Source organism: Streptosporangium sp. NPDC002544, assembly GCF_040295965.1.
Classification (GTDB): Bacteria; Actinomycetota; Actinomycetes; order Streptosporangiales; family Streptosporangiaceae; genus Streptosporangium.
This window is the reverse complement of sequence record NZ_JBEOWJ010000001.1, coordinates 476456-496438: the sequence shown is the minus strand read 5'-3', so window position 1 is coordinate 496438 and position 19983 is coordinate 476456. Positions and strand designations below refer to the sequence as shown.

General features: G+C 68.9%; 16 protein-coding genes and 2 pseudogenes. 12 read left to right on the top strand and 6 right to left on the bottom strand.

Annotated elements, in window-relative coordinates; all coding sequences use genetic code 11:
• Positions 1-17: 17 nt before the first annotated feature.
• From ABT061_RS02320 to ABT061_RS02310, 3 genes are read left to right on the top strand one after another with little or no spacing between them, the layout of a single operon-like run.
• Positions 18-1379 (top strand): molybdopterin-dependent oxidoreductase, encoded by a 1362-nt coding sequence (locus ABT061_RS02320; RefSeq protein ID WP_350911753.1) that lies wholly within the window; start codon positions 18-20, stop codon positions 1377-1379.
• 10 nt (positions 1380-1389) lie between these two features.
• Complete coding sequence (locus ABT061_RS02315) at positions 1390-1935, top strand: hypothetical protein (RefSeq protein ID WP_350911751.1); 546 nt, start codon at positions 1390-1392, stop codon at positions 1933-1935.
• Entirely contained in the window at positions 1932-3764 is a 1833-nt protein-coding gene (locus ABT061_RS02310; RefSeq protein ID WP_350911749.1) for a glycoside hydrolase family 15 protein, read from the top strand. Before ABT061_RS02315 ends, ABT061_RS02310 begins: the two co-directional genes overlap by 4 nt.
• Before the next feature lie 370 nt (positions 3765-4134).
• Here ABT061_RS02310 and ABT061_RS02305 read toward each other — a convergent pair whose 3' ends face one another.
• On the bottom strand, positions 4135-4407 hold the full coding sequence (locus ABT061_RS02305) for a hypothetical protein (protein ID WP_350911747.1): 273 nt from the start codon (positions 4405-4407) through the stop codon (positions 4135-4137).
• Positions 4408-4500: 93 nt separating this feature from the next.
• Positions 4501-5391, bottom strand: coding sequence for a TauD/TfdA dioxygenase family protein (locus tag ABT061_RS02300; RefSeq protein WP_350911746.1), 891 nt, complete (start codon positions 5389-5391; stop codon positions 4501-4503).
• A gap of 521 nt (positions 5392-5912) precedes the next feature.
• On the opposite strand from ABT061_RS02300, the gene ABT061_RS02295 reads away from it, so the two are divergent.
• The 5 genes and pseudogenes from ABT061_RS02295 to ABT061_RS48310 all read left to right on the top strand — a co-directional run.
• Positions 5913-6689: a CPBP family intramembrane glutamic endopeptidase gene (locus ABT061_RS02295; RefSeq protein WP_350911744.1), complete on the top strand. Its 777-nt coding sequence runs from the start codon at positions 5913-5915 to the stop codon at positions 6687-6689.
• A 142-nt stretch (positions 6690-6831) separates the two neighbouring features.
• Positions 6832-7554, top strand: coding sequence for a phytanoyl-CoA dioxygenase family protein (locus ABT061_RS02290; RefSeq protein ID WP_350911742.1), 723 nt, complete (start codon positions 6832-6834; stop codon positions 7552-7554).
• A 541-nt stretch (positions 7555-8095) separates the two neighbouring features.
• Positions 8096-8287: pseudogene (locus tag ABT061_RS48315) on the top strand (L-serine ammonia-lyase, iron-sulfur-dependent, subunit alpha); the annotation flags it as partial.
• Between the two features lie 139 nt (positions 8288-8426).
• Positions 8427-11804, top strand: a complete 3378-nt coding sequence (locus tag ABT061_RS02280; protein WP_350911740.1) for a pyruvate carboxylase — start codon at positions 8427-8429, stop codon at positions 11802-11804.
• 232 nt (positions 11805-12036) lie between these two features.
• A pseudogene (locus ABT061_RS48310) lies at positions 12037-12351 on the top strand (transposase); the annotation flags it as partial.
• On the opposite strand, the gene ABT061_RS48305 reads toward ABT061_RS48310, so the two are convergent.
• Both ABT061_RS48305 and ABT061_RS02270 read right to left on the bottom strand, forming a co-directional pair.
• On the bottom strand, positions 12249-12563 hold the full coding sequence (locus tag ABT061_RS48305) for a hypothetical protein (protein ID WP_502991326.1): 315 nt from the start codon (positions 12561-12563) through the stop codon (positions 12249-12251). The pseudogene ABT061_RS48310 and the gene ABT061_RS48305 overlap by 103 nt on opposite strands.
• 53 nt (positions 12564-12616) lie before the next feature.
• On the bottom strand, positions 12617-13249 hold the full coding sequence (locus ABT061_RS02270) for a TetR/AcrR family transcriptional regulator (RefSeq protein ID WP_350911736.1): 633 nt from the start codon (positions 13247-13249) through the stop codon (positions 12617-12619).
• Positions 13250-13397: 148 nt separating this feature from the next.
• Here ABT061_RS02270 and ABT061_RS02265 point away from each other — a divergent pair, with 148 nt between their 5' ends.
• Positions 13398-14147 (top strand): SDR family NAD(P)-dependent oxidoreductase, encoded by a 750-nt coding sequence (locus ABT061_RS02265; RefSeq protein ID WP_350911734.1) that lies wholly within the window; start codon positions 13398-13400, stop codon positions 14145-14147.
• 45 nt (positions 14148-14192) lie between these two features.
• Here ABT061_RS02265 and ABT061_RS02260 read toward each other — a convergent pair whose 3' ends face one another.
• Positions 14193-14984 (bottom strand): ABC transporter permease, encoded by a 792-nt coding sequence (locus tag ABT061_RS02260; protein ID WP_350911732.1) that lies wholly within the window; start codon positions 14982-14984, stop codon positions 14193-14195.
• On the bottom strand, positions 14984-15958 hold the full coding sequence (locus tag ABT061_RS02255; protein WP_502991321.1) for an ATP-binding cassette domain-containing protein: 975 nt from the start codon (positions 15956-15958) through the stop codon (positions 14984-14986). The genes ABT061_RS02260 and ABT061_RS02255 overlap by 1 nt, the downstream gene beginning before the upstream one ends.
• Before the next feature lie 91 nt (positions 15959-16049).
• On the opposite strand from ABT061_RS02255, the gene ABT061_RS02250 reads away from it, so the two are divergent.
• From ABT061_RS02250 to ABT061_RS02240, 3 genes are read left to right on the top strand one after another with little or no spacing between them, the layout of a single operon-like run.
• Positions 16050-17159 (top strand): TetR/AcrR family transcriptional regulator, encoded by a 1110-nt coding sequence (locus ABT061_RS02250; protein ID WP_350911728.1) that lies wholly within the window; start codon positions 16050-16052, stop codon positions 17157-17159.
• The gene (locus ABT061_RS02245; RefSeq protein ID WP_350911726.1) at positions 17156-17788 is read left to right on the top strand and encodes a transcriptional regulator; all 633 of its coding nucleotides are present in this window, start codon (positions 17156-17158) and stop codon (positions 17786-17788) included. Before ABT061_RS02250 ends, ABT061_RS02245 begins: the two co-directional genes overlap by 4 nt.
• Positions 17785-19383, top strand: a complete 1599-nt coding sequence (locus ABT061_RS02240) for a pyruvate, phosphate dikinase (RefSeq protein ID WP_350911724.1) — start codon at positions 17785-17787, stop codon at positions 19381-19383. The genes ABT061_RS02245 and ABT061_RS02240 overlap by 4 nt, the downstream gene beginning before the upstream one ends.
• Positions 19384-19983 lie beyond the last annotated feature (600 nt).

Sequence of the window (19983 nt, the reverse complement as noted above, 5' to 3'; positions counted from 1 at the left end):
GGATTCGGGGGTGATCGGTGTCGGATCGGCCACCGCCGGGAGGCGCTCAGAACGACCGCGAGCCCGCCACGGGAGCGGGCACGAAAGCCACGAGCCCGAGAGCGTGGCTGACAGCACACCCACCACCCGGCCCGTTCCGGCCGGAGTTCTGGCGCAGCCCGCTGCGCGGCCCGTGGCTGACGTCGGTGCTCGGCCTCGTCCTGCTGGTCGGGATCACGATCGTCGCGATCACCGGACTGATCTCCTACGCCGCCTACAACCCGCGGCTGCCGGTCAACGACACGACTCCCGAGCGAGGGCTGCTCGGCTTCTACCTCTTCGACTGGCCGACGCACCCGTCCTGGCTCTACCGGCTCACCCAGGGAACTCACGTCATCCTCGGGCTGACGCTGGTACCGGTGCTGCTGGCCAAGCTGTGGTCGGTCATCCCCAAACTGTTCCTCTGGCCGCCGGCCCGATCCCTCGCCGAGGCGGTGGAGCGGGCCAGCCTGCTGCTCCTGGTCGGCGGCGCGGTGTTCGAATTCGTCACCGGCATCTTGAATGTCCAGGTCTTCTACGTCTTCCCGTTCTCCTTCTACCCGGCGCACCTGTACGGCGCGTGGATCTTCCTCGCGGCGTTCGTCGTCCACGTCGCCTTCAAGCTGCCGAAGATGATCCGGTCGCTGCGGTCGCGGAGCATCCGCCGCGAGCTGCGTACCGGCCTGCGGGACACCCGGCCGGAACCGCCCGATCCCGATGGCCTGGTCCCCGTGCGCCCGGCGGCACCCACCATCTCGCGGCGGGGCGCGCTCGCCTTCGTCGGTGGCGCCTCGCTGACGATGTTCGGCCTGTCGGTCGGCCAGACCATGGACGGGCCGATGCGCCGCACCGCGCTGCTGGCCCCGCGCGGACGGGTTTACGGCCCGGGCCCCAACGATTTCCAGGTGAACAGGACCGCGGCCGCCGCGGACATCGATCCGGCCGGCACCGGCCCGCGCTGGCGGCTGGAACTGGCCGGAGCGCACCCGGTCCGCCTGGACCGCGCGCAGCTGCTGGCGATGCCGCAGCACACCTACGCGCTGCCGATCGCGTGCGTGGAGGGGTGGTCGACCGAGCAGACCTGGACCGGCGTACGGCTGGCCGATCTGGCCCGGCTGGCGGGGATGCCGCCCGGCACGGTGGAGGTGTTCGTCGAGTCCCTCGAACGCGGGGGCGCCTTCGGCCAGGCGTCGCTGAGCGCCCGGCAGGTGGCCGACCCCCGTTCCCTGCTGGCGTTGCGGGTCAACGGCGCCGATCTCTCCCTCGATCACGGTTTTCCCGCCAGGGTCATCGGCCCGAACATCCCCGGCGTGCACAACACCAAGTGGGTCCGCAAGCTCAGCTTCCACCCGGCGGCGTAGGGGACGGGCCATGCCTTCCAGAATCCGTGGCGTGTACCGGTGGGTCTCGACCCGCTACGGGGCCGACCCGCTGCACCTGCTGACACTGATCGCCTGCTTCGCGCTGGCCGGGTACGCCGCCGGCCGCGTCGTCGCCGCCGGCATCCTGGCCGGTTTCCTGGTGTGGTTCGTCGGCGCCGCGATCATCCACGACCTCCTGCTGTACCCGCTCTACTCCCTCGCCGACATCGTCGTGCAGCGCCGGCCGTGGCATCGCCGCAGGCCGCCGTCCGGCCCCGTCCAGTGGCCACCGTTGGTCAACTACCTGCGCGTACCGGCCGCGCTGTCCGGACTGCTGCTGCTCGTCTGGTTTCCCCTCATCCTCCGGTTCGCCGAGCACAACTATAGGAAGGCATCGGGGCTGGACACCAGCCCGTACCTGGGCCGATGGCTGCTGGTGACCGGCGTGCTCTTCGCCGGATCGGCACTCGCCTACGCGATTCGACTGCGCCGGGACAGGTCCTCCTCCGGATCGCGAACCCGCCTCCGGCCGCCGCGACCCAGGATGCCTCCTTGAGCACGCGGCCGATCAGCGACCACGCCCTGCTGGGGGACTGCCGATCCGCGGCCCTGGTCACCTCCGACGGCTCGGTGGACTGGCTCTGCATGCCGCGCTTCGACAGCCCGTCGATCTTCGCCCGGCTGCTCGACGAGAATGCCGGATACTGGTCCATCCGCCCCACCCGGCCCGCGGAGGTCACCCGTAGATACCTGAACGACACCCTGGTGCTGGAGACCACCTTCCGCGGCACGGACGGAACCGTGGTGCTCCTCGATGCGCTGGCCCTGGGCAACAGGGAACGAGGTCACTCGATGGGCGCCTCCTCGCCCGGGATCCTGCTGCGCGAGGTGACCTGTGTCGAAGGACGCGTGCCCGTGGAGGTGGTGTACGCGCCGCGGCCCGAGTTCGGGCTCGTCCAGCCGCTGATGCAACCGATCCGCGGCGGCCTGGTGGCACACGGCGGCGCCCTGGTCCTCACCCTGTCGACCCCCCTCGAACTGCGGGTGAGCGGTTCGGTCGCGGACACCACGGTCACCCTGCGAGCCGGAGAACGCCTCGGCCTGGCGCTGCAGGCCGGCTGGGCCTGGGGCCCCGAACCCCCGCGTCGGCCTCCGCGGCACGTCCACCACCGCCTCAAGGACACCGTCGCGGGCTGGCGTTCCTGGTCCCGGTTGCACGCGCGCTACCAAGGTCCATGGCAGGATCAGGTCGGCCAGAGCGGGCGGGTGCTGCGGGCGCTGACGTTCGCCCCCACCGGAGCCATCGTCGCCGCGGCCACCACCTCGCTACCCGAGAACATCGGTGGAGAGCGGAACTGGGACTACCGCTACACCTGGATCCGCGACACCAGTTTCACCCTGCAGGCCCTCGCCACGGCCGCGTGCGAGATGGAGGAGACCGCGTTCTTCGCCTTCCTCGCCCGCGCCTCGGCCACCCGGCTCGGCCTCGGCATGGATCTGCAGATCATGTACGGCATAGGCGGCGAGCGCGACCTGAGTGAACGGCCGCTGCCACACCTGACCGGCTGGCGGGGCAGCGCCCCCGTGCGCGTCGGCAACGACGCATGGCTGCAACGCCAGACCGACGTCTACGGGGAGTTGCTCGACGCGGCCCACCAGATCTACCGCGACGCCGGCCACCTCGACCCACTCGTCCGTTCCTTCCTGGTCGGAGTGGCCGAGACGGCCGCCCGCCGCTGGCGGGAACCGGACCAGAGCCTCTGGGAGATACGGGGCCCCAGCCGGCACTTCCTGCACTCCAAGCTCATGTGCTGGGTGGGCATGGACCGGGCCATCGCCCTCGCCCCACTGCTGGGGGCCACCGGCCGCGTCGCCGACTGGACACGTACCCGCGAGCAGATCCGCGCCGCGATCCTGACCCACGGCTGGAACCAGCAGATGGGCGTCTTCACCCAGACGTTCACCGGCACCGAGCTGGACGCCTCCGCGCTGATGATGCCCCTGGTCGGGTTCCTGCCCGGCGACGACCCCCGGGTGCGGGCCACCGTGGACGCCATCGCCGTGCGCCTGACCGACGTCAGGGGCCTGGTGCACCGCTACAACGTCGCCGACGGGCTCCCCGGCCGGGAGGGCACGTTCCTGCTGTGCACCTTCTGGCTCGCCCACGCCCTGGCCCTCACCGGCGAGGGCGCCCTCGCCAAGCGGGTGTTCCAGACCGCGGCCTCCTACGCCAACGACGTGGGCCTACTGGCCGAGGAGGTCGACTCCGTCACCGGAGAGCCCATCGGAAACTTCCCGCAAGCCTTCAGCCACATCGGTCTGATCAACGCCGCCCGAGCCATCCGCGACGCGACACAGGGCACCCCCACCGACTCCGCCCGCTGAGGCGCCAAGCCGGCTCTCACCGGCCACCTACGTGTCGCGATCCTCACCGACCCCGGAGGGCCGGTGCTGGGCGTTGCGCCTGGTCAGAGCACCACCGGGATACGGAGGAAAGGGCCGTGCCGGATGGTTCCGAGCTCAGACAAGGCCGGATAAGTCCGGCATGATAACGCGATCACCGGTGTTTTCCCAGGTCGCGGTACTCGATATCTGGCTTTATGTCAGCCTCGGACGCCGCGCCCCGCTCGTTTGGGCCTGGTGGCACGAGTCTTACCGACACCCAAATTCAACGAAGATGTTGATGTTCACATGGGCAGAGGAAATGACTCGGCCACGCGGGCATCCAAGCAATTCGGGGTCGGTAAGACTCGTGTCACCAGATATAGGCGTTCGCGTTGCGCCCGGTCAGAGCACCACCGGAATACGGAGGAAAGGGCCACGCCAGATGGTTCCGAGCTCGAACAAGGCCGGATAAGTCCGGCACGATAACGCGATCACCGGCTTTCCCCAGATCGCGGTACTCGATATCTGTCTTCATGTCAGCCTCGGACGCCGTGCCCCGCCCGTTTGGGCCTGATGGCACGATTCTTACCGACACCTCGACGCGGTGCTCAGCATGCGATCGAATTGGCACGCCGCGCAGCATGACACCGATTATCTCAGTTCCCTGACGGGCGAGGCCGGGTGAACAACCCTCAATCATTCGACCCGTCCATCACTCCCGCGACCGAGGCTCGGCTCAGCGGATCGGCTCGTTGCCAAGAATGGTTGTGCGGTGCATTCTACGGCGTGTGCTCGGATCGAAGGGCCTCGCGCGATGGTAGACGCCATAGTTGTTCCAGATGACGGTATCGCCCACCGACCATGTGTGGCTGTAGACCCGGTCCGGCGACGTCGCTCGATCGAGCAGATCGTCGAGCAGAGCTCGTCCCTCCTCGACCTCCATCCCAACCACGTGGTCCTGGTGCCCGCCCAGCACGAGCGACCGTCGACCGTCGGCGTGCGTCCACACGAGCGGATGTTCTCGCGTGCTGATTTCCCGGTTCCGCCACTCGGCGACCTGCTCATCTGTCGGGTCCGGGAAAACCCGGCGTTGAGTCGCTTCAAAACTGTAGACGGCCCGGAGGTCGGCGTAGCGTTCTTTCTCCTCGTCGGACAGCAGATCGTAGGCGCCATAACTGCTGGCGAACTCTGTTTCGCCGCCCTGGCCGGCAGGCGTGACCACCTTGGCGCTCATCATCGCCGCCTTCGTTGGACGGTCTGAATTGAGAATGCCGTCAAGGTGCCAGAAGACGTTACCCCGGAGCTGATCCCCGTATGGGTTGTCGGGATTCCAACTCACCTCGAAGATCTCTGGATGCAGGTCTTCAGGAACCGATTGCCCCGGAGTCAACCTCCTACTGAAGTCCGCCTGCGATTGCACCGGACCCCACTTCTTACAGAACGCCACCTGCGTCTCGTCGTCGATGTGCAACTCGCGGAACAAGAGCACATGGAACTTCTCGAGCGCCGCCGCAACGGCACGCGGTAGATCTTCGTCGTTTCGGAGCCGGTCGACATCGACATCCAGGACCTCTGCGCCGACGACCGGGGTTAACTCCCGAGTGACCAACGTGTGAGTTTCAGTCATCGATGACTCCTCATCGTATTCCGTGGCCTTCGCGGTGCCGCTACCCGCGCCTCGTTAGCGAACATAACCATTGCCCATGTGAACGTCAACACCTTCGTTGAATTGAGGTGTCGGTAAGACTCGTGCCACCAGGCCCAAACGGGCGGGGCGCGGCGTCCGAGGTCGACATAAAGATAGACATCGAGTACCGCGACCTGGGGAAACACCGATGATCGCGTTATCGTGCCGGACTTATCCGGCCTTGTTCGAGCTCAGAACCATCCGGCGCGGCCCTTGCCTCCGTATTCCGGTGGTGCTCTGACCAGGCGCAACGCGAACGCCTGTATCTGGTGACACGAGTCTTACGACACCCCTTCCCGCGCTACGTCGACTGACGGCGGCGCGGGGGCTTGTCTTCCCCTCGCTCATCCCGAATCGAGCTTGAACTCCTTACCGACCCCCTCTCAGGGCGTGTACAACCTGTCCGATCATGGCGCCGGGCCGCGCCAGTAGGGTGACCCTGCGCAGGAAGGCGGTTCACCATGGCTGCTCGACCGTCGGTCGACGAGACGGACCAGCCGATCGGACCGTTCGTGATGCTCGTCTTCAGCTTCGGCGCGGTGTTCTACGTCCTGGGCCCGCTGCTGGACGATCCGTCGCGCACGGTGCTGGCCGAGCTGCCGGTCTCGGCGTTGATGTTCGTCTGCCCAGTGATCGCCGCAGCCGTTCTGGTGCGCGGTCGCGAAGGCGTTCGCGCGTGGCTGCGGGGAGTGTGGCCTCGTCCGCGCCTTTCCGATGCGCCGTGGTACGCGGTGTCGGTCGTGCTCATGCCGCTCGTCGTCGCCGCTGCCGCAGTGGCGGCCGGGGCCGGGCCGCCGGGTGCGGTGGTCACCTGGGACGCCGTTTTCGGTTTGGCCGTGCTCTACCTGATCAGTGCCGTGGCCGAGGAACTGGGCTGGAGCGCCTATGCCACCGGCCCGTTGCTGCGTCGGCTGGGCACGCTACGGGCCGGTGCGGTGATCGGTGTGATCTGGGCGCTCTGGCATGTCCTCCCGTACGTCCAGCAGGGGCACGGGCTTGACTGGATCGTCGGTCAATGCGTGTTCACGGTCGGATTCCGCATCGTCTTGGTCCACCTCTACGCGGCCGGAACCGGGGTGACGGGCCCGACACTCGCCCACGCCGCCTACAACGTTTCGTGGTCCCTGAGCCCCGTCTACGACCCGGCTATCGCCGCGGTGTGCGTGTTCATCGCCGCGGTCGCGGTCGGGGCGGCGCGGTCGATCACTGCGCCGACCGACTCCTCATATGGCCGGTAACACCAATACGCATCATCGGCGTCTCCGCGTTGCGGTCAGTTGAACCGAGTGGGCGTTTTGAGGGTGCATGAGTGATTGATGCCTGCATATCGGTAGGAGTAGCGTCCGGAAAATCGGTGGACGGCGTCGTTATGGTGCTCGTATGGCGATGGTGGATGTTGACCGGTTTATTGCCGAAGGGTTCGTCAAGCTGGAGGCGGCCGTACCCCGGGAGATCGGGGATGCGGCCAGGGCGCTGGTATGGCAGCAGATCGGCCTATCGCCTGACGACCCCTCTGGCTGGCAACAGCCCGTGGTATGGGCCGCCGACCTGACCGGCCACGGGCCCTTCGGGGAGCTCGCGGGCAGTCCGCGGCTGCGTGAGGCGTTGGACGAGGTGGCCGGCCCCGGTGGGTGGGTGCCGCCTGGGGCCATCGGCAACATGCCGATCCGCTTCCCCGGTGTGGCGCCGGTCGACGATCGGGGCTGGCACATCGACGCCTCTGTGGCCCGGCCCGACGGCTCGTGGGCCGTGTCGGGACGGCCGGAGACGATGTTGCTGCTGGTGTTGCTGTCAGAGGCAGGGGACGACGACGCGCCGACCCGCATCAGGGTGGGCTCGCATCGGGACGCCGCCGGGCTGCTGGGTGAGCAGGTGCTCGACCCGTTCGAGGCTGGGCCGCTACTGGATGCGGCTTCCAAGGACAGGCCGACGGCGTACGCGACCGGGCAGCCGGGCGACATGTACTTGGTTCACCCGCTGACCGTGCACGCGGCCGACGAGCACCGGGGGACGCGACCGCGTTTCATGGCCCAGACGCCGGTGTTCCTGACCGCGCCGGTCGCGCCGGGCAAGGGTAACGCCCTGGCACGCGCCGTACTGTAGTAAGCGCCCGCATCTCAAAGGGAGACGGCTTCCGTCCGTCTGAGCCTGGGTGGCGGGCGCCTACCCGCGATGGTTCGCTCGGGGCAGTGTGAGCGGTCCTCGCACGCTTCGCCCGCAGCGGTAACGGCCCCTGGGGGCGGTGCCGAGCAGCGTGCTCTGCCCGGAGCCTGCGATCCGCCTTGTCACCGGTCAAGGCATCAGCTTCGACATCACCGCGAGCGGCAGTGACGGATTGGCGGCCGCCGCCTCCACCACTTGCCAGTCGTCATCGGCGAGCAACTCGACGATGACCTGTGGCGGCAGGTCGGGGTGGCCGGCGCCGAAACGGTCTGAACGCGCGACCGGAGCGAGGCCCTCGCCCCCTCCCGCGCCGTCCTGTGCGCGATTCGGTAGCGATTGTCGTGGATGACTACGACCGGGCGGGCTGAAGGTCCCGCGCCGAGCGCCCGCGCTGCATCGCGATCTCGCGTCCGGAGCCGGGTCCGACGACCCGCTGCGGGTGATGGACTGGGTGAACCTGTTCGCGCTCGCGGTCAACGAGGAGAACGCCGCCGAGGTCGGGATCGAGCACAACCTCGGGCTCACCTGCGCCCCCGTCGGCGGCCTGGTGCAGATCCCCTGCATCGAACGCAACGCGATCGCGTCGGTCAAGGCGATCAACGCGGCCCGCCTCGCGATCAACGGCACGGGCAGACACAAGGTAAGCCTCGACAAGGCGATCAAGACCATGCGCCGGTGCTTGCCTGGCTCGACGGGCGGCGCTACGGCCTGGCCCCGCCATGGTCCGGGGCCACCGGGCTGTGCGATGGTCTGTTGCAGGGTCTGGCATGTCCGGCCGAGACCTCCCAGCGCAAGGAAGGCTAGGTCCCCCCATGTTCAGCAAAGTCCTCGTCGCCAACCGAGGTGAGATCGCCATCCGTGCCTTACGCGCAGCGTACGAGCTGGGGGCCGAGACGGTGGCGGTGTTCCCGTTCGAGGACCGAGGTTCGGAGCACCGGCTGAAGGCGGACGAGGCGTACCAGATCGGAGAGCGTGGGCACCCGGTGCGGGCGTACCTGAACCCGCGGCTGATCGTGGAGACGGCGCGGTCCGCGGGTGCGGACGCGGTGTATCCGGGCTACGGCTTCCTGTCGGAGAACCCTGAGCTCGCCGAGGCGTGTGCCGCGGCGGGCATCACGTTCGTGGGCCCGTCGGCCGATGTGCTCACCCTGACGGGCAACAAGGCGCGCGCCATCGCCGCGGCGAAGGCTGCCGGGGTTCCGACGCTGGCGAGCATCGCACCGTCGACCGACGTGGACGGTCTGGTCGAGGCTGCCACTGCGATGCCCTATCCGCTGTTCGTCAAGGCGGTCGCCGGCGGTGGTGGCCGGGGAATGCGCCGGGTCGATTCGCCCACTGGTCTACGTGATGCGGTGGAGACGTGCATGCGTGAGGCCGAGGCTGCGTTCGGGGACCCGACCGTGTTCATCGAGCAGGCGGTGGTCGACCCCCGCCATATCGAGGTGCAGATCCTGGCGGATGCCACGGGCGAGGTTATCCATCTGTTCGAGCGGGACTGCTCGGTGCAGCGGCGGCACCAGAAGGTGGTCGAGATCGCGCCGGCACCGAGCCTCGACCCGGACTTGAGGGACCGGATGTGCGCCGACGCGGTGCGGTTCGCGCGCGCGATCGGGTACGTCAACGCGGGCACGGTGGAGTTCCTCCTCGACCGGGCGGGCACGTATGTGTTCATCGAGATGAACCCGCGGATCCAGGTCGAGCACACCGTGACCGAGGAGGTCACCGACGTCGACCTGGTGCAGGCGCAGCTGCGGATCGCCTCGGGTGCGACCCTGGCCGACCTCGGGCTCTCCCAGGACTCGGTGCGGCTGCGGGGCGCGGCCCTCCAGTGCCGGATCACCACGGAGGACCCGGCCAACGGGTTCCGTCCCGACACGGGCACGATCACGACGTACCGCTCGCCGGGTGGGGCCGGGGTCCGCCTCGACGGGGGTACGACGTACACCGGCGCGGAGGTGTCGGCGCACTTCGACTCGATGCTGACCAAGCTGACCTGCCGGGGCCACGACTTCGCCACTGCCGTCGCCCGGGCCCGCCGCGCGGTCGCGGAGTTCCGCATCCGCGGCGTCGCGACCAACATCCCATTCCTCCAGGCGGTCCTGGACGACCCCGACTTCCGGGCCGGCCGGCTCACCACCAGCTTCATCGAGACCCACCCGCAGCTGCTGACCGCCCGGTCCAGTGCCGACCGCGGCACCAAGCTGCTGACCTTCCTCGCCGACGTGACCGTGAATCAGCCCCACGGCCCGGCACCGACGACCATCGACCCCCTGGCCAAGCTGCCCACCGGGCCGGGCGCCCTCTCCGACGGCTCCCGTCAGCGGCTCCTCGAACTCGGCCCCGTCGGGTTCGCCCGGGCGCTGCGGCAGCAGACCCCCGTGGCGGTCACCGACACCACCTTCCGCGACGCCCACCAGTCGCTGCTCGCCACCCGGGTACGGACCAAGGACCTGCTCAACGTCGCCGAACACGTGGCCCGCACCACGCCCCAGCTGCTGTCCCTGGAGGCCTGGGGCGGAGCGACGTACGATGTGGCGCTGCGGTTCCTGTCCGAGGACCCCTGGGAGCGACTGGAAGCGCTCCGCGCAGCGGTCCCCAACATCTGTCTGCAGATGCTGCTGCGCGGCCGCAACACCGTCGGCTACACGCCGTACCCGACCGAGGTGACCGAGGCCTTCGTCCACGAGGCCGCCGCCACCGGCATCGACATCTTCCGGATCTTCGACGCCCTCAACGACGTGTCCCAGATGGCCCCCGCGATCCAGGCCGTCCGCGACACCGGAACCGCTGTCGCCGAGGTCGCCCTCTGCTACACCGGCAACCTGTCCGACCCCAGCGAGACGCTCTACACACTGGACTACTACCTGCGCCTGGCCGAACGCATCGTCGGCGCCGGCGCCCACATCCTGTCGATCAAGGACATGGCCGGTCTGCTCCGCGCCCCGGCCGCCCGCACACTGGTGACCGCCCTCCGCGAGCGCTTCGACCTGCCGGTCCACCTGCACACCCACGACACCCCCGGCGGCCAGCTCGCCACCCTCCTCGCGGCCATCGACGCCGGGGTCGACGCCGTCGACGCCGCCTGCGCCGCCATGGCGGGGACCACCAGCCAGCCGGCGCTCTCCTCGCTGGTCGCCGCGACGGACCACACCGATCGCGAGACCGGGCTCTCCCTCGCCGCGGTCTGCGACCTCGAGCCCTACTGGGAGGCCACCCGCCGCCTCTACGCCCCCTTCGAGTCCGGACTGCCGTCCCCCACCGGCCGCGTGTACACCCACGAGATCCCCGGAGGCCAGCTGTCCAACCTTCGACAGCAAGCCATCGCGCTCGGTCTGGGCGAGAAGTTCGAGCAGGTCGAGAGCATGTACGCCGCCGCGAACGGCATCCTCGGCAACATCGTCAAGGTCACCCCGTCGAGCAAGGTCGTCGGCGACCTCGCCCTTCACCTGGTCGCCGTGGGAGCGGACCCCGCCGCCTTCGCCGACAACCCCGGCGCGTACGACATCCCCGACTCCGTCATCGGGTTCCTGGCCGGGGAGCTCGGCGACCCGCCCGGAGGCTGGCCCGAGCCGTTCCGCACCAAGGCACTGGCCGGCCGCACCCACAAGGCCCCCACCGTCGGCCTGACCCCCGACGAACGCCACGGCCTGGAGAAGGATGCCAGGCTCACCCTCAACACGCTGCTCTTCCCCGGCCCCACCCGGGACTTCCTCGAGTCCCGCGAGAAGTACGGCGACGTCTCCACCCTCCCCACGTTCGCCTACCTCTACGGACTCCGGCCCGGCGAGGAGCACGAGGTCGTCATCGACGAGGGCAAGACCCTCATCCTCGGCCTGCGGTCGATCAGCGACCCCGACGAACGCGGCATCCGCACCGTCATGTGCACGATCAACGGCCAGCTCCGCCCGATCAACGTCCGTGACCGGGCCGTCTCCACCGAGGCACCCGCCCAGGAGAAGGTCAATCCGGCCGACCCCGGGCACGTCGGCGCACCGTTCGGTGGCGTGGTCACCCCGGTCGTCAAGGTCGGCGACGTCGTGGCCGCCGGCGACACCGTTGCCACCATCGAGGCGATGAAGATGGAAGCCTCCATCACCGCGCCATTCTCCGGCACCGTACGGCGCATCGCCCTCAGCGGCACGCAGCAGGTCGACGGCGGGGACCTGGTCCTCGAGATCACCCCCGCTTGAGGCGCGCCTGGCGAGTCAGGTGGCGAGCTGCGTCCCGGGTGTGCTGGGCTTAGGAAGCCACACGCGATGCTCGCTTGAGCCTAAGAGCCTGCTGACAAAGGGATTTGGCGTCGAGGTTCGAGTCAGGAGACCGCCGGGGTGTGGTCATTTCCGGGTCGTTGACCCGTGAACGGGAGCGGGCTCCCGGTAGCCGAGGTGTTGTCTAAGCAGCTCAGCGGCCAGGAGCCCGTGGTTGTCCGTCTACACGTCCGCGTTCTTGAACGCCAGTGATCGCGCCTCACCGGGGTGCCGATGTCACGGCCGGAAACCGGCATATCCATCGGACTTAACCAACGCCGAATGGGCGGTGCTCGAAGGCGAGGCGCGGGCGGTGATGGCCGAGCTGGTCGTAGCCACCGGCAGGCCGATGGTGCATGATCTGCGAGCGGTACTGGACGCGATCGGCTACGTGACCCGGCACGGGATCGAGTGGTGGGCCCTGCCGGTCGACTTCCCGCCGTATGAGGCGGTGTACACGTTCTTCCTGCGCTGGTCTGGGCGTGGCCTGCCCGAACGGCTCGCTGGGCGGCTGCGCGGCAGGCTGCGGGTCATGGCCGGACGGAGCGAGCTGCCGACGGCGGAGTGCATCGACTCACAGACGGTCAAGGCCGCCGAGACCGTCGGGGCTGCGGCCCGCGGCACCGCATCCACCGGAGGGGTGTGGTGGATGAACCGGCCGGCGACCCTCGCGCAGAAGTCCTGGTACTCGCAGGTGTACATCAGGAAGGTGTGCCAACCGATGTCGACCTGCTCGGACGGCCCGAGGCCGGCACCTATGGCGTGCCGGTGAGCCTGCCCAACACCTCGTAGACCTGTTGCGGTGTCGCCGGGCCGACGGGGAGCGGGTGGCGGGCGGCTTCGGTGCGCAGGCCGTCGAGTAGGAACGCGATGCTGCGACGCCAGGCGTCGGGGGCGGCATCGGCGCCGGCGCGGGCGAGCAGGGCGATGGCACCGAAAGTGAATGCGAGGTCCTCGCCGGTGAAATCCGGGCGCAGAGTTCCGGCCCGCTGGGCTCGCTCGATGATCCGCGTGGCGGCGTCGCTCGCCCTGCCGCACAGGGTCATCAGGCGTTCGGCGCCCGGGTAGCGGCCGCTCAGCACGTCGGCGAGCGCGGGATCGGTGGCCTGCAGTTCACAGATCCTCTCGATGTAGTACGCGAACCCGTCCCAGGCGTCCTCGCAGGCCAGGGCATACTTGGCGACCTCGTCGAGCCGGTCCGCCGCGAGGTCGGCCACCACCTCGTCGATGAGCGCCTCACGGCTGCCGAAGAGGTTGTAGAGGGTGCCGTGGCTAACGCCTGCCCGGCGGGCGATCTCCTTCAGCGGCACCTGAAGGCCGCGCTCCTGGAAGAGCTCGGCCGCGGCTGCTCGCAGCTTGCCCGCGTTTCGTTCCGCGTCGGCCCGCATCCGGTTTTTCCTCCTGGTCCTGGCTGGCGACCTTCATTGTCGCATCCCGCCGGAACTCAACTTGACCTTTGGGTCAAGTTTCATGCTACCGTCGAAAAGCCAAGTTGACCCACTGGTCAAGTTAATTCAGGCAACAAGGAGCAACCTCATGTCCAAAGTGATCGCCGTCTTCGGTGCCGGTACCGGGCTTGGCGTCTCGATGGCCCGCCGTTTCGGGCGCGAAGGCTTCCGCGTGGCCCTGGTGGCCCGCCGTAAGGACCGGCTGGACGCCCTCGTCGCGGAGCTTGCCGACGAGGGCATCGAAGCCACCGCCTTCTCCGCCGATCTGACCGAGCCCGCTCAGGTCCCCGCGGTGGTCAACGCCATTCGGGAGCGGTTCGGCAGAATCGACGTGGTCGAGTACGGCCCGGTCCCCGCCGGTCAGAGCTTCACCTCGGCCACCAAGCTGGACGCGGCCACGCTCAAAGCACTGATCCCGCTGTTCCTGCTCACCCCGGTCGAGGTGGTCCAGGCCGTGCTGCCGGAGATGACCGAGCGCGGCGAGGGCGCGTTCCTGCTGACGCAGGGCCTCTCCGCGGTGCTGCCGAGTGCCCACTTCAGCGGCCCGGGCCCGGTGATGGCCGCGGCCCGCAACTACCTGTACTCGCTCAATGGCGAACTGGCGGGCACCGGCGTCTACGCCGGAACGCTCGCCGTCGCGGCGGCCATCGCCCGCAGCGAGAACGCCCCGGCCAAGCACGACACCGCGGATGACTTCACGGCGTTCGAGGGCATCGAGTTCCCGGTCGTCGACCCGGACGACATCGCCGAGTGCTACTGGGACATGTACACCCGGCGCGACCGCGTCGAGCAGGTCTACCCGGAACCGACCATCCCGCAGGCCGAAACCGCCTCCTGACCGTCTGACACGCGTGCCGCGTTGTGGAGCGGAAAACCGGCCGGGTCATTGTTGGCGGCTGTAGGCGCGGATGGCCAGGGGGCAGAACACCACGAAGAGGGCCGCGCACCAGATGAGCGTGGTGGTGACGGTGCCGCCGACCGGGGTGCCGTTGAGAAGGGCACGGCAGGCGTTCATGACGTGGGTGACGGGGTTGATCTCGGCCCAGGTTCGCAGCCAGCCGGGCAGGGTCTCGACCGGAGCGGCAAGGCTGGTGCCGAGCTGCAACGGCAGGAAGCTGATGAAGCTGATCGCCAGGACGGTGTCGGCGTTCTTGACCAGGACGCCGACGAACACGGTGACCCAGCTGAGGCAGAAGCCGAAACCGATGGCCAGGCCGGCGGCGGCAAGGGCGGCCGCGAGGTCGCCGTGGACGCGGAAGCCGAGAAGTGCGCCGATGGCGAAGAGGATGGCGACGGCGAGCAGGTAGCGGACGATGTCGGCCAGCACGGAGCCGAGCAGGGGGGCGAGGCGGCTGATGGGCAGGCTGCGGAACCGGTCGGTGACGCCGTTCTTGAGGTCGAGGTTGATGTTGGTGCCGGTCGAGACCATCCCGGCGAGGCCGGCGCCCATGACGAGGATGCCGGGGAAGAGGTACTGGAGGTAGCCGGCGGTGGAGCCGGCCACCGATCCGCCGAAGAGGTAGAGGAAGAGCACCATGAACAGGGCGGGTGTGACGACCCCGTTGATGATCGGGCCGGGGTTGCGGGTGGTCTTGGCGAGGCTGCGGCGGGCGAGCACGAGGCTGTGCCGGAGCCAGGCGAGCGGCCGGGTACGCGGTTGTTCGATGGCGGTCATCAGGCGGCCTTCGTTGGTTCGTTGGTGGTGGCGGTAGGTGTTCCGGTCAGGGCGAGGAAGACCTCGTCGAGGCTGGGCAGACGCAGCGACAGTTCGGAGACGCCGATGCGGTGTTCGCGCAGCCGGGCGGTGATCTCGAAGAAGTCCTCGTCACCGGCGACGGGCACGACCAACTCGTGGCGTGTCGAGCGATCCGGGGTCCGGCCGGTGACATCGGCCAGGATGGCGGCGGCCGCGTCGGTGTCGGCGGGGTCGTTCAGCCGCACGGCGATGGTGTGCCCGCCGACTTCTCGTTTCAGGTCCGCGGGAGTGCCGGAGGCGATGACCCGTCCCTGGTCGATGACGGCGATGGCGTCGGCGAGGGCGTCGGCCTCTTCGAGGTACTGGGTGGTCAGCAGGACGGTGACGCCGTCGGCGCTCAGGCCGCGGATCATCTGCCACAGCTCGTCGCGCTTGCCGGGATCCAATCCCACCGAGGGCTCGTCGAGGAAGACCACCTCGGGGTGTCCGACCATGCTCGCGGCCAGGTCGAGGCGGCGGCGCATGCCACCGGAGTAGCCGGCCACCGGCCTCTTCGCCGCGTCCTCCAGACCGAAACGGGCCAGCAGCTCCGCGGCGCGCCGGAGAGCCTGCGGCCGGGGCAGGTCGAGGAGCCGGCCGATCATGACCAGGTTCGCCAGCCCGGTCAGTTCCTCGTCCACGCTGGTGTGCTGGCCCGACAGTGCGATCCGCCGACGTACCTGCCCCGGCCGGCGTGCCACGTCGAACCCGGCCACGGATGCGCGTCCGCTGTCGGGACGCAACAGGGTCGCAAGGATGCGGATCACGGTGGTCTTGCCGGCACCGTTGGGTCCTAGCAGGCCGAGCACCTGCCCGCGCGGGACGGCCAGACCGACCCCGTCGAGCGCGGTGACCTTGCCGAATCTCTTGGCCAGCCCCTCGGTCTCGAACCCATGATCGCTCACCGTCACCATCCCTCGTCTCAGCCACTTCGCGATTCAGATGTTTCTAACATCTGGATTTTGAGAGTATCCTAATACCGGCGATCTAGGGAAAGGAACTGCGATGGTTCGACTGACTCGGGTGCAACAGCAGGAGCGCACCCGGACCTCGGTGCTGGCGGCGGCGAGGGAGGAGTTCACCGAACACGGCTACGCCTTGGTCAAGGTCGACCGGATCGCCGAGCGGGCCGAGCTGACCCGCGGGGCGGTGTACTCGAACTTCCCGAGCAAACGCGCGCTGTATCTGGCGGTGCTGATCGACATGGTGGAGAACGCCGCCATGGGTGAGCCGGCGACGTCGCCGACGTCGCCGGCCGAGGTGCTGGGCGTGTTCGCCCGGACCTGGCTTGAACGGCTGCCCCTGGTCGGCGACACGGCTTCGGGAGGGCGGCTGCACCTGCGCTCGCTGGTCGGCGTCCTCGATGACGAGCACGGGCGCACGGTGCTGGCGCAGGTTGTCCGGCTGGAGGCGCTACTGCTCGCCATCGCGCTGGAATCGTGCGAGCCGGCCCAGGCGACGCCGGTGCGGCGCGTACGGCTGGCCGAGCTGGTGCTGACGCTGCTGGACGGTTCGGGTCACCTGGCTGAGAGCGCACCGGGATTCGGTGACCCCTTCGACCTGGCACGTGCGTGTGAGCATCTGTCCGGGATCGATCTCGCCGACACCTGGACGCCGTCGTACTTGCCCTATGTCGCTCCGGCGCGACCGTGTGGGGACGCATGGGATCCGCCCACCGGACTCGTGAATCAGATCAGCGGGGGTCAGGTCGACTTCGGCGCCGATGGTCTGATCGCGGTGCTGGGTGCCGGTCGTCTCGCCGCCGCCGAGGAAGCCGTCCGTTCCGCCCGGCCCGGCGAGCAGGTGACGGTGGTCGTCGTCACGAATGACTCCGCCGAGATGGGCCGCCTGGTACGGCTCAGGATCACCGACCTCGTCGGCTGCCTGCGGCGGGTGTTCGCTCCCGAGGCCTGGCAGCGCGTTCGGCTGGTCCTCGATGACGAAGCCCTGACCGCGTCGGCGATCGGCCTGACGGACCTCGACGACGAGACGGAGTCCGCCGTACGCGTCCAGGGCGGCGCGATCGTCGCCCGAGCCCACGGGCGAGGCGCCGCGTACGCGGCATCGACCGCCGACGCGTCGAACGGCACGCGGCCGCGGGGTGCCACGTCATGACCCGATCTGAGTCCCCCGCGACCGACACCGGCCTGTCGGTGCTCCACGCCCTGCGCTGCGGCGGCACCGCCGGCCTCGCCCGCCTGGCCGGTGCCACGGGTCTCGGTGAATCCGACGTCGAGTCCGAGCTGATCGATCTCGCGGTCGCCGGTCTCGTCACGTATACGGGTGGCGACTTCGGCGGGTGGAGTCTTACGGACACCGGCCGTGTCGTAGATGCAGAACGGATCACCGCCGAGTTGGAGTCAGCCGGTGCCCGTGCCGCCGTGACGGCGGCGTTCGACGGCTTTCTCGTGCTCAACCCGGAACTGCTCGACCTCTGCACGGCATGGCAGATCCGGTCCGTCGACGGTGTCATGACCGCCAACGACCACGGCGATCCCTCCTACGACGCCCGGGTCCTCGCCCGATTCGCCGAGTTCGACCAGCGTGCCGCCGTCGTCGGCGCCGAGCTGTCCGCGGCGTTGCCTCGATTCGGCCGCTACCGAGCCCGCCTCACCGAAGCCCTAGATCGCGCTGGCTCCGGCGCGTTGGAGTACGTGGCCGACAGCACCGCGTCGTACCACACCGTGTGGGCCGAGCTGCACGAAGACCTGCTCGCCACACTCGGGATCCCCCGATGGGGATGAGATGGATTCGCCCGCTCTCCACGCGGGTCGAGGAGACGGCGGAGCTGCTGGGCGGCAAGGCACACGGCCTCCTGGTCCTCCGCCGTCTGGGGTTGCCGGTGCCCGCCGGGTTCGTGGTCACCACGGAGGCATGTCGCGCGTTCCTGCGTGACGGGCGTCTTCCCGACGGGCTCGACGACGAGCTCGCGGCGGCCGTCACCGACCTCGAAGCCGCCACCGGGCGCCACTTCGGGGGAGCACGGCTGCCGTTGGCGGTGTCCGTTCGCTCCGGGGCCGGCGTGTCGATGCCCGGCATGATGAACACGATCCTCAACCTCGGCCTCACGACCGGAGCCACGGCCGGGTTGGCGGCCGAGACGGGCGACTCGCGGTTCGCGCTGAACTCGCGGCTGCGGTTCCTGTCCAGCTTCGCCGCTGCGATCACCAACCAGGACGTGGACGGCGGCGGAGCCCGAGGGCGAGGGACCGGCGACGAGGAGGCACGGATCGGAGCGATCGAGGACCTCATCCGGCAACGATGTGGCCGGCCGATTCCGGACGACGCGACCCGGCAGTTGGAGCTGGCGGTCAAGGCCGTGTTCTCGTCATGGGACACACCGCGTGCACGAACCTACCGCGAGCTGCATGACGTCCCGCACGATCTCGGCACGGCCGCGATCGTACAGACGATGGTGTTCGGGAACCGCGATGAGCACAGCGGCACCGGAGTCGCGTTCAGCCGCGACCCCAACACCGGGGAGAACGTCCCGTTCGGCGAAGTCCTGTTCGGGCACCAGGGCGAAGACGTCGTCTCCGGCAGATCGTTGACCCGGCCCCTGCGCGAACTCGCCGACCGGGAACCGGCGGTGTGGACCGGCCTCCTCGATGCCCTGAGCCGGGTCGAGGGGCACTACCGCGACGCGTGCTACGTCGAGTTCACCTTCCAGGCCGGGGAGCTGTGGATTCTGCAGGTCCGGCCTGGCCGGTTCGTCGGGGGGGCCGCTGTCCGCGTGGCGACCGACCTCGCCGACGAGCGTGTGATCGGACGTCACGAAGCGCTGCTCAGGATCTCACCGCGGCAGCTCCAGCACGTCCGCACACCCCGGATAGCGACAACCGAGCAGGTCGACATCCTGGCCCGAGGGCTGGGTGCCTGTCCCGGTGTCGCGGTGGGCAGGGTGGCGACCACGGCCGACGGAGCAGTGCGCATGGCCGCGGACGGCCCGGTCATCCTGGTACGGCCGGAGACCTCCCCGCACGACATGCGCGGCCTGGCGGTCGCCGCCGGAATCGTCACCGCCCGTGGCGGGCCGGCCAGCCACGCCGCGGTCGTCGCACGAGCGATGGGAAAACCCGCCGTCGTGGGGATCGGCGACCTCACCGTTGACATCGCCTCAGTGAGAGCCGGTGGGCGCACCATCGGTGAGGGCACCCTCGTCACCATCGACGGGACCGGTGGCGAGGTCGCCCTCGGCAGCCCCCGCATCGTCACGACCACGGCCGGCGTCCACCTGCGTCGGCTACTCGAATGGGCCGACGACGTATCGGGCGACCACTCCGAACGCGACGAAGCCCGGCGCCTCGGTGCCGCCCATGCCGTACTTCGTCACGGCTAGTGCGGTAGCAGCTGGGGTTTGCCCCGTTTCGTGGTGACACGCCGATTGAGGTCCTACCTTGGTCGGCGTGATCGCTTCAGACTCCGCGTGTGGCTGAACGGGTTCGCGTACGTGAGATCGATGACGATGAAGGCAACCGGCTGCTACGGATCGTACGGCGGAGCGGCGGTTGGAGATGGCGATCGTGCCGGTCTGGCAGGCGGGGTCGGTGGCGCCGGGCCGGCCTTACCGTAAGCCTCTGCCAACAGGCCCTAAAAGATCTTGACTCACAGGCCTTGACTATAGCTCCGCAGCGGACAAACACTCTTCCCAGTGGTTTCAGATCCGCCAATGCGCCGGATTCGGGTAACCGAAACAACGGCCAGGAGGTCTTGCCATGGGTACGACTCACGCCAATGACTACTTATGGGTTCCCGGCTCGTCCGAGACGGTGCTGCTCTCCCCCGGTGAGCAGCAAATAATTTTCGCTCTCGTTTCTCACGAAGACCAAAGTCGCCTGCGCTTTTAGATGCGGCGCAGCGCGTGTTGTGATGGTCGCCCCTGGTTGTTGCCCCGCTGCCCATAGGAGCCGACGCCCAACATCGACATCCCCCACCACAG